The sequence below is a fragment of the Paenibacillus sp. FSL R5-0744 genome (assembly GCF_037972555.1).
In the GTDB taxonomy this organism is placed as follows: domain Bacteria; phylum Bacillota; class Bacilli; order Paenibacillales; family Paenibacillaceae; genus Paenibacillus_AQ.
This window is the reverse complement of record NZ_CP150228.1, coordinates 1,481,568-1,495,544: the sequence shown is the minus strand read 5'-3', so window position 1 is coordinate 1,495,544 and position 13,977 is coordinate 1,481,568. Positions and strand designations below refer to the sequence as shown.

At 42.2% G+C, this 13,977-nt stretch carries 11 protein-coding genes; 2 read left to right on the top strand and 9 right to left on the bottom strand.

The window, feature by feature from the left end; translation table 11 throughout:
• Positions 1-7 precede the first annotated feature (7 nt).
• The 4 genes from MKY19_RS06625 to MKY19_RS06610 form a co-directional block, all read right to left on the bottom strand.
• Positions 8-1,099 carry a DUF4097 family beta strand repeat-containing protein gene (locus MKY19_RS06625; protein WP_339269452.1) on the bottom strand — a complete coding sequence of 364 codons (1,092 nt, stop codon included), beginning with the start codon at positions 1,097-1,099 and terminating at the stop codon, positions 8-10.
• A 17-nt stretch (positions 1,100-1,116) separates the two neighbouring features.
• Entirely contained in the window at positions 1,117-1,614 is a 498-nt protein-coding gene (locus tag MKY19_RS06620) for a hypothetical protein (protein WP_339801381.1), read from the bottom strand.
• 80 nt (positions 1,615-1,694) lie between these two features.
• Positions 1,695-2,147: a zf-HC2 domain-containing protein gene (locus MKY19_RS06615; RefSeq protein ID WP_339801378.1), complete on the bottom strand. Its 453-nt coding sequence runs from the start codon at positions 2,145-2,147 to the stop codon at positions 1,695-1,697.
• The gene (locus MKY19_RS06610) at positions 2,144-2,704 is read right to left on the bottom strand and encodes an RNA polymerase sigma factor (protein WP_042185733.1); all 561 of its coding nucleotides are present in this window, start codon (positions 2,702-2,704) and stop codon (positions 2,144-2,146) included. Before MKY19_RS06610 ends, MKY19_RS06615 begins: the two co-directional genes overlap by 4 nt.
• 124 nt (positions 2,705-2,828) lie before the next feature.
• Here MKY19_RS06610 and MKY19_RS06605 point away from each other — a divergent pair, with 124 nt between their 5' ends.
• Together MKY19_RS06605 and MKY19_RS06600 are read left to right on the top strand one after the other, a co-directional pair.
• Complete coding sequence (locus MKY19_RS06605; RefSeq protein WP_339801374.1) at positions 2,829-5,924, top strand: ATP-binding protein; 3,096 nt, start codon at positions 2,829-2,831, stop codon at positions 5,922-5,924.
• An 86-nt stretch (positions 5,925-6,010) separates the two neighbouring features.
• Complete coding sequence (locus MKY19_RS06600) at positions 6,011-7,165, top strand: response regulator (protein WP_339801371.1); 1,155 nt, start codon at positions 6,011-6,013, stop codon at positions 7,163-7,165.
• A gap of 191 nt (positions 7,166-7,356) precedes the next feature.
• On the opposite strand, the gene MKY19_RS06595 is transcribed toward MKY19_RS06600, so the two are convergent.
• The 5 genes from MKY19_RS06595 to MKY19_RS06575 are packed head-to-tail and all read right to left on the bottom strand — an operon-like array spanning position 7,357 to position 13,923.
• On the bottom strand, positions 7,357-9,105 hold the full coding sequence (locus tag MKY19_RS06595; protein ID WP_339801367.1) for a beta-galactosidase family protein: 1,749 nt from the start codon (positions 9,103-9,105) through the stop codon (positions 7,357-7,359).
• Between the two features lie 30 nt (positions 9,106-9,135).
• Positions 9,136-10,800: a DUF4091 domain-containing protein gene (locus MKY19_RS06590; protein WP_339801364.1), complete on the bottom strand. Its 1,665-nt coding sequence runs from the start codon at positions 10,798-10,800 to the stop codon at positions 9,136-9,138.
• Positions 10,797-12,077: a Gfo/Idh/MocA family oxidoreductase gene (locus tag MKY19_RS06585; protein WP_339804193.1), complete on the bottom strand. Its 1,281-nt coding sequence runs from the start codon at positions 12,075-12,077 to the stop codon at positions 10,797-10,799. Before MKY19_RS06585 ends, MKY19_RS06590 begins: the two co-directional genes overlap by 4 nt.
• 52 nt (positions 12,078-12,129) lie before the next feature.
• Positions 12,130-13,023, bottom strand: a complete 894-nt coding sequence (locus MKY19_RS06580) for a carbohydrate ABC transporter permease (protein WP_042125110.1) — start codon at positions 13,021-13,023, stop codon at positions 12,130-12,132.
• A 9-nt stretch (positions 13,024-13,032) separates the two neighbouring features.
• Entirely contained in the window at positions 13,033-13,923 is an 891-nt protein-coding gene (locus tag MKY19_RS06575) for an ABC transporter permease subunit (protein WP_042125108.1), read from the bottom strand.
• Positions 13,924-13,977: the final 54 nt, after the last annotated feature.

The following is a 13,977-nucleotide window of genomic DNA, read 5'->3' as shown; positions in this document are numbered from 1 at the left end:
TTCGTACTTATTCAGCTGTGTCCACGGTTACACTTCCATTACTCGTACTTAGGTCCACAGTATAAGTTCCTTTACCAAGAATGGCAGTGCCAAAGCTGTCCCCGTCTAGATCCCAAGGGACATTCCCCTTCAGTGAGCCATTGCTAGTATCCGCTGTAATCTTCGCATCGGACACAGTTGGCAACCCCACCGTAATCTTTCCGTTACTAGACGAACATTTCCATTTTCCAGTCACTGCTGAATTAATAGTGATCTTGCCGTTGCTGCTCTTTGCCGTCAACGCTCCATCTATATTATCCAATATAATCGCACCATTAGAGCTTTTGAGCTGCGCTCCACCTTGGATGTTCTGAACAGTAAGTGAGCCATTGCTGGTATCTGCTTCAACTCCGCCAGCAACATCATGAATATTTATAACCCCATTACTAGTATCAACCACTAAGCCAGACTTTAAATCCCAGGCTTCTATTGACCCGTCACTAGTATCTACCTCAACGGCAAGGCTGCTAGGTACACTTACATTTAAATAAGGACTTTTAGTATTAAATCCAAACTGAATATTAGAGAACCAATTATGATCTGTATCAAGCTCCATAATCAGTGTATCTCCCTCAGTTTTTACTTTCCATTTCTTTTCCAACGCACTTTCGGCTTCACTTTGCGATTTTCCAGGTAGGAGTAAGCTTCCCTCATAATCCAATGAGCTTCCATCTATTCCCTCGACCTTTACTTTTCCACTTGGAAGTACGATTTTCAGCGTCGTAATATTGTCTTTCACTTCGAGATTGCCGCTTAGTGGAGTTAAATGTGTATTCCCGATTAAACTGCTAAGTGAGCCGCCGGCCATTACGCTCTGTGCACTGCTTGCTCCAACCAACAGGATGATCAATAGGATTGCCCAACCGCTCACACGACTTTTGGCATCGGATTTGATAAACAATCTTAGCAACATCTCGAGTCCGAACAGGATCAACAGTGCTGGCCATAAATAACCAAGTACTTCATAGCTGATCATATTATACTGAGCCATCACAATAATGACACCAAGTGCAATGCAGCCTATAGCTGCAGTAAAACTCCCGATTTTCCATCTCCCCATAGTCAAATCCCCGTTTCTTACGCTCTCGTATTGTTTCTTAGCATCTTCAGACCGTACGCAATCAGACCCAGTGATAGCAAGATCGTACCAATGTTAATCTCAATTAACATTCTCCAAAGCGTCGGAAATGCTGAGATCACCAGCATAAGGAAACCGGCAACAACACATCCAACACCAACCCAAGCCGGATTCACATCTTCATGTGGGTAACCCGGCATAGAGGACATCCTCATCGTCCAAGGTTCTCCGAAGCTGTCAGGATGGAACATCATACGCTCATGTTCGGCTGCAGTTATTTTCATCCAAGCCGCTTTCTGCAGGGCATCAAACAATTGGTAAAACCATAGTGCAGCTAGCGCAAAAGGGAAGATCATGGGCTCAGACGGAATAAACATAATACATAAGGAAGCCCCGATCATAAACTGCAGCCCCTGCTTTTTGAAACCTAAGTACAAATGACCTACACCAGGAACCATAGCTAGCATAAAAGTGAGCCAACGTCTCTTCTTAATCATAATACATCCTCCTAAAATTTGGATAGCATAAACTTTTCAGTTTACCTGAATCCATCTATTATTTATAAATCTCTTTATGACTATTTTCTAAAACCACCAAACCATTGGGTCACCGAATTCGACACATGACCATTAATTTCAGTAATCCCATAAGCCAAATTCTCAAAAACGCCAAACTGTAACAATAAGAAGCTCAAGCAGGCAGCCACCGCATAATGCATCCAAGATGTTCTAGGAGCATAGCGACGTCTTACGCTTGTCGCTTTAACCGCTCGCTCTCTGCGTCCTGTTTCGAGCTGCTCGATATGGGCCATAACACCAGCTGCGAGATCTGGAAAGTCCATCTGTTCATGCTGATATTCACTGTCCGTTTCCATTTCTGACCAAAGAGCGGACATTTCCTTAGCTTCCTCCAGCCACTGCGCGCAATCAGAACAGGATTGTATGTGCAACCGGATACGCAGCTCCATATCTGGAGACAGTAGGCCGTCAATGTAATGTGGCATCCATTCCTTCACTATTGCACAATTCATCGCAATTCCTCCCTTTGTCTACGCATCATCTGTCTGGCACGATAAAGCTGCGATTCGATAGTCTTAACGGAAACACCCTTTTGCTCCGCTATCTCTTGATAAGAATTTCGTTGAAAATAGTACAGCTGTACGACCGACCGGTACGGTTCCGCAAGGCTGTTCACATTCTCACCCAGCTCAGCTGATTGTTCCTGCTCTAGCACCTCTTGCTCTGGTGTTTGAGATGTTACCCAATCATTCTCAGTGTAATCAGCCGCACTCCGATGCCTCCACTCCCTATCATTGGCCCGTTTCCAGTCCAGACAGGTTCGATAGGCTATCCGATAAAGCCATGTCGAGAAGGTAGATTGTCCTCTGAAGGAGGGGAGCGCTTTGTATGCTTTTATAAAAACCTCTTGGGCCATATCTTTGGCCGATTCGGCTTCTCCAGTAATCTTGACGCACACTCTGTATACCATGCCTTGATAACGTGTCACCAAATGCCCAAAGGCCTGATGCTCACCGTTCAGCACAGCAGAAATCCATTCCTTCTCTTCCAGCTTTCTCCCCTCCTTCACCTACATAACGTTAGACGCCAGCCAATTCTAATCCCCTGCAACTTTGCCGTAACTTTTTTTTAAATTTTTGAAATATTTTTGTGAAAGGAATATATTGTTTTTTGTCGAATAATGTTTAATTACTATGACTAAACGAAAACTCTTTCTAATTATCGTGCTATTTCTAACTATACTTACTGGATTTCGCTTCCTATGGGTTTGGGCTTCGCCTCATGCTATACAACCACAATTAGTCAAAGGAGTTCTCGATTTACGGAATAAAGAATTGAATCAAGACAAGCTCCTTAACTTAAAAGGGCAATGGGAGTTCTATCCTAATACGCTGCTTCCCACTTTCAATAAAGAATCTCTAAACAAAGCTCCCCCTAAAAAATATATACAAGTCCCGGATCAGTGGAACGATACCATTCATAATGGCGAAAAGTCTGCTTTTGGCTACGGCTCCTATCGGTTACGGATTCTTGTAGATAAAAACGAAAAGCAGTCTTATGGCATACTTATATCTGGGGTTCGGACTTCTTCGGAAATATATATCAATGGTGAACTACTGGAAAATTCAGGTTCTCCATCTGCCAATAAAGAAGACTATGTTGCTCGTGTATTACCTTACTCCGTATCTTTTACAACGGATAAGACTGAAATTGAAATTGTGATTCATGTAGCCAACTACTCTTTAGCTCATACAGGCGGTATTTTTAAACCCATTTTATTTGGTAACGAAAAAACTTTAACACAACAGAGGAACGTTTCTATAGGCCTTCAACTGTTATTATGTGTAGTACTTCTACTCCATGCCGTCTATGCAGCAATATTATATACCATTGGTCCGCGGCAAAAGATGTTGATCTATTTTTTTCTGTTGGTAATTTCCGCTATAACTACAGTACTCATTGATGATGACAAGCTTTTGCTGCATATGCTTCCCTTAAACTACCAATGGAGCTTAAAACTATTAATCATATCTAATATTATGGCTTTTATATTCATCTTACTGACAAGCAAGCAACTAATGTTCCATAATTTAAAAATTAAAAGCGTTCGGATCCTGACCAGCTTATCCTTGGTACATATCCTTTTCATACTGCTCGGTCCCGTTGTCCACTATTACGAATCATATACGCTTCTTTTTTTCATCAATATATTCGTTCTATCATTAGAAGTTGTAGTTCTCTTTCTGAAATCTGCGCTTAAAAACAACGATGGCTCTATTTTTCTATTGCTATCTATCCTAGCCATCGTTAACAGCACTCATTGGGGATTGTTCAAAAATTTCGATCTGGTTGACGTTACCTATTATCCTTTTGACCTGATTATTGCCTTTTTATGCTTTGCGACTTTTGGGTTTAAGCGCTATTTGTGGAATGCTAAGCAGACTGAAAATCTGGCAAAAAGCCTACAAAGAACCGTTACGCAAAAGGATGATTTCCTAGCTAATACCTCTCACGAGCTGAAAAACCCCCTACATAGCATCATTAATATTGCTGAGACCGTCTTAGACAGTGAGAGAGACTCTTTAATGCATCAGAACGCAAGTAATCTAGAACTGCTAATTACCGTCGGAAGACGTATGTCTTTACTGATAAACGATCTTCTAGATCAATCACAGCTTCGTGAAAGCAACATTCAATTACAGTTAAGAAATGTTCCCATTCAATCCGTAGCTGTTGGCGTACTCGATATGCTCAAGTTCCTAACGGAAGGTAAGCACATTACACTAATCTCGGAGATTCCCGACTCGTTTCCTTCTATTGTGGCAGATGAGAAAAGACTCATTCAGATTTTGTTCAATCTGCTTCAAAATGCTGTGAAATATACGAGTGTAGGCTCAGTTAGGGTCCATGCGGATATTCATAAGGGTGTGGCGCGCATCCATATTACGGATACTGGCATTGGAATGAACGAGGAAACACAGCTTAGAGCCTTCCAACCCTATGAACAGGGTGACTCAAGCGTGACAGCAATAAGTGGTGGAATTGGATTGGGCTTAAGTATTTGTAAACAGTTAGTTGAACTTCACGGTGGAGAGATTAGCGTAAAATCTTCACTTGGCAAAGGCTCTACTTTTACTTTTACTATGCCTCTATCCGATTCAAACATTCAAAAATTCAATTTAGAATTCTCAACAGTGACTGAATACACGGACAAACTATCTCATATTAGGCTATCCGAATTTAACACTACATCGGCTACTTCAACGGATGGAAGAAGACCTAAGATTTTGGCTGTTGACGATGACCCGGTTAATCTGAAAATCCTTACTAGCGTACTGTCCATCAAAGACTATGAAATGGTTACGGTAACCAGTGGAATTGATGCTTTAATAAAACTGGATACTGATCAATGGGATTTAATCATTACAGATGTAATGATGCCCCAGATGTCCGGCTATGAATTAACACAGAGAATTCGTGAACGTTTTACTATAGCTGAGCTTCCTATTCTACTTCTGACCGCACGTAGCCAGCCGGAAGATATCTACACCGGATTTGTTTCAGGCGCGAACGACTATGTAACGAAACCCATGAACGCTATGGAGCTAAGAGGACGGGTACGTTCCTTAACAGACTTAAAACAGTCCGTAAGTGAACGGCTTCGTCTGGAAGCAGCATATCTTCAAGCGCAAATACAACCACATTTTTTATTCAACACATTAAATTCTATATCTGCTCTGGCATCTTTTGATACACAGCGTATGGGTCACCTTATGGATGCCTTTAGCTCTTATTTACGCTTAAGCTTTAACTTCTTGAACGCTGAGCCGATGATACCGATTGAACACGAGCTTGAGCTTGTCCGTGCCTATCTGTACATAGAGAAAGAGCGCTTTGAGGACAGGATGACCATCAACTGGGATTTAACAGAAAATCTACATTTTCAGTTACCTCCCTTGACCATTCAGCCACTCGTTGAAAATGCCGTTAGGCATGGTATATTAAGCCGCTCCAAAGGAGGTACGCTTTCAATATCCATCAAAGAACTAGCTGATGACATCGAGATTACAATCGCTGATAATGGTAAAGGTATGACTTCCGAGCAACTTCAGCAACTGCTGAGCAGTCAGTCTAATGTAACAAGAGGGATTGGATTTCTTAATACACATAAACGCTTGTTACGTGTCTATGCTAAGGGTTTGCAAATTAAAAGCAAGGAAGGGCTAGGTACTTCAGTAAGTTTCATAATCCCTTCTGAAAAAAGAAATATGAATCACAAAAATACCTAGTCACAGACAGACTATAATGAACCGAAAAATAAAGAAGAGTTTATTGTTTTTTGCTAAAAAATACTATATTGAGTGGTGAAATAACAATGATTCAAGCAGTATTGGTGGACGATGAACGTCTTGCTCTCGTAAAGTTAGAATTCATGTTAAAAGAAATGGAAGCTGTTCATATCATCGCGTCCTATACAGATCCTGTTCAAGCTATACAAGATGCCCCAGCCTTGGAGCCTGACGTTATTTTTATTGATATTGAAATGCCTGAAGTGAGCGGGCTTCAAGCTGCCGCAATTCTGCAAGAGGTGTGTCCAAACGCTAATATCGTTTTCGTGACCGCGTATAACCAATATGCAGTGGAAGCCTTTGAGTTAAATGCGATTGATTATATTTTGAAGCCCGTGCGACATGACCGTTTATTCAAAACAGTACAACGCTTGGAGGATAGATTGAGGTTTGCACCAAAAAGCACAGAGGTAGCACATGAACTAACGATTCGTTGTTTTCAATCGCTGCGTTTTGAACGAGGAGGACAACCTTTAAACAATCTCCGTTGGAGAACTTCTAAGGCACAAGAATTGTTTGCTTTCTTGCTTCATAATCGCAATCGATTCGTCAGTAAAGATACCCTGATTGACCTACTATGGCCAGATTTCAATCTTAAAAAGGCTTCTACCCATCTCTACACAACCATTTATCAAGTACGGCAATGTTTAAAGCAGAGTGAGGTAGATCTGCATATCAGCAACGTTAGTGGCGGGGAAGGGTATACGCTTGAGACCGGGCCGCTTCTAATCGATGCAGCCCAGTGGGAGCAAAACATTCTTGCACTCGAATCCATCAGAGAGAACAATTGTTCAGAACATCAAAGCTTATTTGAACTTTATTCGGGGGATTATTTTGGAGATTACGATTATTTGTGGGCGGAGGGCGAACGACAACGTCTGCGCACCATTTGGCTACACCATGCTATGGGAATGGCCCAGTTCTATATCGACAACAACAGAGTTCCCGAAGCTGTCACCGTGTATCAAAAGGTAGTACAGCTTCAGCCCTATTTTGAACAAGGACATTTAGGATTAATGAAGGTCTACGACAGTATTGGGGAACGATCCGCTGTGGAAGAACAATACAAGAATCTGACGGAATTATTGAAAGGCGATCTTAGTATTGGTCTTCCTGCCGTTGTTCAAGATTGGTATGAACAATGGGAACTACATAACCTTAGAATACGCAGCAAGAAATAGTTTCTATTTAACAAAGACACCCGGATCTATTCGGGTGTCTTTGTTGTTACGATATATTAATTGCTGCGTTTGAAACAGCTAGTTAAACGAAGCTAGCGAATTACGCAAGATTGAACAAACTTGTCGAAGCAAATTCAGACATTGTTCAATAAGCCGCAATTCTAACATGTTGTTGGCAGAGCTATGCCCTATTATCCTAAATCCGGGTAATCTACGAAGGTAACAGCGGTATCTGAAGTGCTGTGCAATTCAAAGATGACAATCTCATTGTCGCCTTGTTTCAATAGAGGACCTGGCACATACATTGTTTTCTGTGGTCCGATATTCCAATAGCGTCCAAGGTTGAACCCATTAATGAACACGACGCCTTTAGTCCATCCTTCCATGCTCAAGAACGTATCACAAGGTTCATCCACAACTAAGGTGCTACGGAAGAAGCAAGGTTCCACTTGCCTGAATAGACCTTCAAACTGCAGACCAGATAAATCCGTTAATGGCAACGTATAAGTCATCCATTCCGACAGAAACTGCCGTCCATAACGTACCCCTTCGGTAATCCCTTTACAATCTCTCATAAAAGGACCATAGTTGACGCGTCCTAAATTCTCCACAAGTATACTAACATGCAGCCCTTCGGCCGGAACCTCGAACTCTAATTTCACCTCTGGCTCTACACGATCTAAGGTTGCAGTGAGCTCTCCATTCAGAAAGACTAATGCACGATCATGTAAATCTTGGATGAAGAACTCATCTTTGGGGCGAGGTCCTGTAAGGAACGTACTATAATGTATAAAGCCATAATCCTGACCCAATTTCTCCATCGGTTCAGGGTATGCAGAGTGAATAGGTGCAGAAATACGATTCAAGTTTGCGGTAAGTGAAGTCTGCTCCTTCATCTCTACTCTCCCATATGCTCTCTTAGCGACAGGAGCTGGCAACTCAATGGGTCCGAGATCTACATATTTGGAGATCACTTCACGAACTGCATAATATTTAGCTGTCGGCTCACCGGATTCACTCAGTAAGGAATCATAGTCATAACTAGTAATTGTTGGTTCATAGCTGTCAAACGTATGTCCATTCGCTCCGTTGTAGAACCCAAAGTTAGTTCCGCCATGGAACATATAGAAATTAACGGATGCACCTAAACTAAGTATCTCATCCAATACCTTCGCTACATCCTCAGCCGGGCGCGTATGATGCTCCTCACGCCAATGATCAAACCAACCGTTCCAGTATTCCATACACATGATTGGAGCCTCTGGTTGGTATTCACGGAGCTTGTTGAATGCTTCTACTGGACGTGATCCAAAGTTCACCGTCTCCAGCACACCTGGGACCATACCTCCCTGTAACATCGCGTCTTCAGGTCCATCGGAAGTGAATAGTAGTACATCTATCCCACGGGAAATCATGCTGTCTTTTAAATGATTTAAATAGCACTTGTCATTACCGTAACTTCCGTACTCATTCTCAATCTGCATAGCAATGATCGGGCCACCATTCGTACATAACAGTGGTTGTAATTTGGGGAGCAATACATCATAATACGCATCTACATGATCTAGAAATGGCTTATGGTAGCATCGAAGACGCATATCCGAATCAGCTAGCAACCAAGATGGCAGTCCACCAAATTCCCATTCTGCACAAATATAAGGTGCGGGACGAACGATGACATGCAGACCCAAATCTCCAGCCAATTCAATAAACCGGACTACATCTGCCATACCTTCAAAATTATGTTCGCCTTTCTTCGGCTCGTGTAAATTCCATGCCACATAGGTCTCAACCGTATTGAAGCCGCAAGCTTTTAATTTGATAAGACGGTCTTCCCAATGTTTCGGCAGAGTCCGAAAATAATGGATGGCTCCTGAGATAAGCCGTATCGCCTGATCGTTATAATAAAAGGAAGATCCTGAATAATGAAAAGTTGCCATATTCTCAACACCTCGTAATGGTATGATCACTTAAGTAGAATAACTTGCTATCGCTTGATTGATCCGCTCTCTTGCCTCTAAGAGCCATGTTCCCTGATCCCTCGGGTATACAGAGAAGGTCAACGATGTACTCAGACCCTCTTCCATAATGGCTATCGTTGCTTTCTTGCCAATTTTCTGCTCAAGTAATTCTAGTGCGCGCAAATCCTGCAACCCTTCATATAGAACTTCCAGTCGAATGGATTCAATCGGGCCTTCTACTCCCGGATAGACCAAGTAGGCATCTCCTGAGGGAAATGCATGCTCAGCGTCAGTCGTACGATAAGGGTCCAGCTGCTGATTCAATGAATATTGCGAGTACCAGAAGTTATAACCCCAATGCAAGAAGCCCTGTAATCCGAATTTATACAATTGAAACCCGATTATACGATTTCTAGCAGACGGCATGTTGAAAAACCGGTTGGATACTTGTTCACCTTGAGCGCAGCAATAGTACGTCCAAAGGTCTGGAACCTGATGTTCTAAGAACGGTTCAATATGCGTATTCGCAGGAATCGGCCTTTTCACCAGGCCCTGTTCATACAACTCCAATTCGGACAAAGCGTCCATGATCGGATAACTTGATAAATGTTTATAAATGATCTCACTTGCAGCTCGGTACGATTCCAAATGTTCCTCTCCTGGTTCATCTGAAATATGGAACCAGCTTTGCTGGTCTATTCCCTGCTCTTTCAAATATTGATCTAAGCAAGGTAAAAATTGATCCAAGAAACTACGGTATTCCGCTGAGGATGCGTCCGTATCCCAACCGAATAGTTGCTGATCTTCACCTTGAATGGTTACCATTATTTTTGGTGCACATTTTGCACCCCATTGAGTAAATAAATGAGAGAACTCAAAGTATTTGAAGCCAAGTCGGCGGCACATCGATACCCAACGAGTAAGCAGATCAAATCCGAATTCATAACGATTTCCCGCTTTAGTCACGGAAATCAATTGAACGGTTGGACGTACTCCACCAATGGCTGTATCCAAAGGCGGTGTAAACAACGGAGTTAAGATCATGTTCATGCCATGCTTAACCATCGTATCTGCATAACGTTCTATAAGGGCCCAATGCGCTTCACTAAATACTTCGACACCATACTTTGTAGCAAGACAATCCACATGGAACCATTCCGTATGAATTAACTGTTGCGGCGGTAGTGTTGCAGGGATGACGGTTAACTCGAATACATCCGATTCACCTAATATCTGCCCTTCAGATGATTTGAAGAGGACCTGAATAGAGCGAAGCCCCGTACTCATTGTTTCATCCAAGGTTATCGCCACCCATAAAGATCGCCATTGTCCCGGGATCGATGAAATAGATTGTTGATCCAGCGTATACAATGGATCTGGATATAATCCCGGCGTAGTTCTTAGCACATCGTCATCATGATTTTTGAAACAAGGCATTTCTGAGGAAACAAGTCCAACGGATCTTATACATATTAGATCTGGAAGAGATGACTTTATCTCTACTTCAATATTCTTTAAAAGTGTATCTGAGGTATAAGCGACTTGGAACGAAAATGTTTCCCCGACAAGTGCGGTTGCACTGTGATAGGGTTCATGATTCGGCACTTCATCAGCAAATACCTTAACCAACGAACTTAATAACATCGTCTGAAATGGCTGCGGAGCATTCATCATTGCTTCACCTCTTCATCATTACAGACACTTTGTGCAAATTCTCTCAGAACAATACTGTTACCCTCGATGCGAGATTGCTCCGCTGCAAAAGCCATAAGGTGACTTTGAACGGAATGATTCGCTGATGTAAGACCTTGAATCTTTCCTTCCGCTCGAACCAGCTTAACAAAATCTTTGATTAACCCCATATCGCCGCCGCCATGACCAACATGACCACCTGCATTCTCGAACGAGATTCTTTCTACCTTACCGCTGCCAAAATGGATCACTTCAATTTCATTCTTCTCCATCGCACCGCGAATTTCCCCCGTGGTACCCATCAGCTTGAGGGTACGACTTACATCTTTAGTAAACGCACTCATTGTAAAAGCTATAGTTACGGAATTAGCAAATTCTAGATTTACCACTTGATGGTCGACGACATCATTATCACAATGATAGACACATCGTCCATAAGGTCCTTCCTTAAGAGCATTCAGTCGGGCTTCATAGCTTGGATCATCGCTAATTGCCGATGTAGGCCAATCCGTATTCTCCGTCAAATATTGATTAGGAGCATAATAGAGACATTTATCTGCTGCTGGGCATCCATCTGTGCAACGTAGCGGGGCTCCTTCCGGTGCTTCACTAGATTTGAAATGGGACAGTGAGCCGAAGGAAGACACTCGAACACATTCTGAATCTGTCAACCAGGAAAGAATGTCCAGATCATGACAGGACTTAGCGAGAATCATCGGACTGGACTCATCCTTTTTGCGCCAATTCCCTCTTACGAAGCTATGAGCTTGATGCCAGTAACCCACGTTCTCATTATGTTGAATAGACATCAATTTTCCGATCGCACCACTTTCCAGCAGTTCCTTGATCGTAGAGAAGAAATTGGTATATCTCAATACATGGCATATCGAGAAGACACGATTCACTTTAGAGGCCATTTCTCCCATAAGTACACATTCCTTGGCATCAGGGGACATCGGTTTTTCTAATAGTACATGATACCCTGCCTCCAGTGCTTTCATTGTTGGCACATAATGCTGATTGTCTTGGGTACAGATAAATACCGCATCTGCTACTTTCGGGGAGGCAAAAAAATCATCCCAATGGGTAAAGCACATATCATCAGCCAGCTTATGTCTTGCCTTAAATTTATTTCTCCGCTTCGCATTCGGCTCTGCAACAGCTACAACTTGAAGCTCATTGGGGTGCTGAATCGCATATTCTGAATAATTAATTCCTCGCAGGCCCGCTCCAATTAAAGCAACAGTAACTTTCTTCATCGCAATCTGCTCCTTCATATGAGACTTTATGCTATGTCTGTACTCTATTTCTTTATTCTTTAACACTACCAACCGTCATTCCTTTTACGAAATACCTTTGTAAGAATGGATACACTACCATAATTGGCAATGCGCCCATGAATATTTGCGCCGTTCGGATCGTCTTCTCACTCAGGTTCTCCATCACTTTGAGCTGCTCAATGGACATCGATGACATCTGGGCATTGATAGACATAATCAAGGTAGAAAGATAGGTCTGTAGCGGGTAATGCTCAGGTGAATTCAGGTAAAGGATACCGTCAAACCAAGCGTTCCAATGCCCAACTATGGTGAATAACCCAATCGTTGCGATGGATGGAAGGGATATCGGTAAATAAATTTGCCAAAGTACTCTCCAATGTCCGGCACCATCAATCGTAGCCGCTTCATCCAATTCTCTTGGAATAGATCTGAAGAAGTTAAGCATCAGAACCATATTCCATACATTCAATGCACCTGGTAAGATAAGTGCCCAAATGGAATCGATTAAGCCTGTATTCTTCACTACGATATACGTCGGAATTAAGCCGCCTCCAAAAAACATCGTAATCGCGAATATCCATACATATACGGTTCTAAATTTAAACTGATCATTCGATTTGGACAGTGGAAAAGCAGTAATAAATACTAGAAACAAGTTAACTACTGAACCGAGCACTACTCGTTTTACGGAGACTCCCAAGGAACGAAAGAACTCTACCTTTTCTCCTAAATATACATAAGCATCCCAGGAAAAGCCGACGGGCCAAAGCTTCACTTCTCCAGCCATCGCAGCTGTATTCGAGCTTAGTGAGATGGAGAGTAAGTGTACAAATGGGATAATGCCGAGTATGGTAATGAAAGTTAACAACAGCGTATTGAACACGATAAATAACTTTCTGCTGAATGATTGTTTATGTAGCACCATCTCCACCTCCTAGAATATGCGGTAATTGTTAAATTTGTAAGCTGCATAGTAAGTTGTTGATACCATAAATAAAGATATTATCGATTTAAAGAGACCCACTGCTGCCGCAGGTCCAAATTGTTGGCTGAACATCCCCAATCGATAGACAAATGTATCTATTATATCTGCGCCTGCATATACAGTCGGGTTATACATAATCAATATCTGCTCAAAACCTGCGTTAAGAATACCACCGAGACCTAATACACTAAGTAAAATAATAATCGGTGCTATACCTGGAAGCGTAATGTTAAGCATTTGCTTCCATTTCCCTGCACCATCTACCTCTGCCGCTTCATACAGCGTCGCATTAATTCCTGTGATGGCAGCAAGCATGATGATCATATTGTAGCCCATGCCTTTCCAGACATCCGAGCCAATGATAATCCCCCTGAACCAACCATTATCAAGCATGAACATGATAGGTTCTAAGCCCATAGCGGAAATTAAGCCATTAATAGGTCCATTGAGAGAGAATAATTCAATAATGACACCTCCAAGGACAGTCCATGAAAGGAAGAACGGGAGGAAAATGGCGGATTGAATAAAACCTGCGAACCATTTCTTAGTAAGCTCATTTAATAATAAAGCTAGAATGAGCGGGACAAGCAGAGACAATACCATTTTGATGATGGCTATGACTAGCGTATTCCAAAGTACTTGCTTGAAATCCGGTAAATTAAATACATAACGGAAGTTATCTAATCCCACAAAATCGGATTTAAAAAAACCGGATAACGGCTCAAACTGCTGAAACGCCATAACCAGGCCGGCCATCGGTCCGTAGGCATAAATCAGTGTAACAATCACACCCGGTATTAACATGATATGAAGCGGATATTCTTTCTTCAGTGATTTCATAGATGCCCTCCTCACCAACTTACTCATTTTAAAAACGGGAGGTGAGTCGTCTCA

Excerpts from the sequence above, each read along its gene's own strand:
- MKY19_RS06625 (WP_339269452.1), bottom strand. The coding sequence starts at position 1,099 with ATGGGGAGATGGAAAATCGGGAGTTTTACTGCAGCTATAGGCTGCATT.
- MKY19_RS06620 (WP_339801381.1), bottom strand. The coding sequence starts at position 1,614 with ATGATTAAGAAGAGACGTTGGCTCACTTTTATGCTAGCTATGGTTCCT.
- MKY19_RS06615 (WP_339801378.1), bottom strand. The coding sequence starts at position 2,147 with ATGAATTGTGCAATAGTGAAGGAATGGATGCCACATTACATTGACGGC.
- MKY19_RS06605 (WP_339801374.1), top strand. The coding sequence starts at position 2,829 with ATGACTAAACGAAAACTCTTTCTAATTATCGTGCTATTTCTAACTATA.
- MKY19_RS06600 (WP_339801371.1), top strand. The coding sequence starts at position 6,011 with ATGATTCAAGCAGTATTGGTGGACGATGAACGTCTTGCTCTCGTAAAG.
- MKY19_RS06595 (WP_339801367.1), bottom strand. The coding sequence starts at position 9,105 with ATGGCAACTTTTCATTATTCAGGATCTTCCTTTTATTATAACGATCAG.
- MKY19_RS06590 (WP_339801364.1), bottom strand. The coding sequence starts at position 10,800 with ATGATGAATGCTCCGCAGCCATTTCAGACGATGTTATTAAGTTCGTTG.
- MKY19_RS06585 (WP_339804193.1), bottom strand. The coding sequence starts at position 12,077 with ATGAAGAAAGTTACTGTTGCTTTAATTGGAGCGGGCCTGCGAGGAATT.
- MKY19_RS06580 (WP_042125110.1), bottom strand. The coding sequence starts at position 13,023 with ATGGTGCTACATAAACAATCATTCAGCAGAAAGTTATTTATCGTGTTC.
- MKY19_RS06575 (WP_042125108.1), bottom strand. The coding sequence starts at position 13,923 with ATGAAATCACTGAAGAAAGAATATCCGCTTCATATCATGTTAATACCG.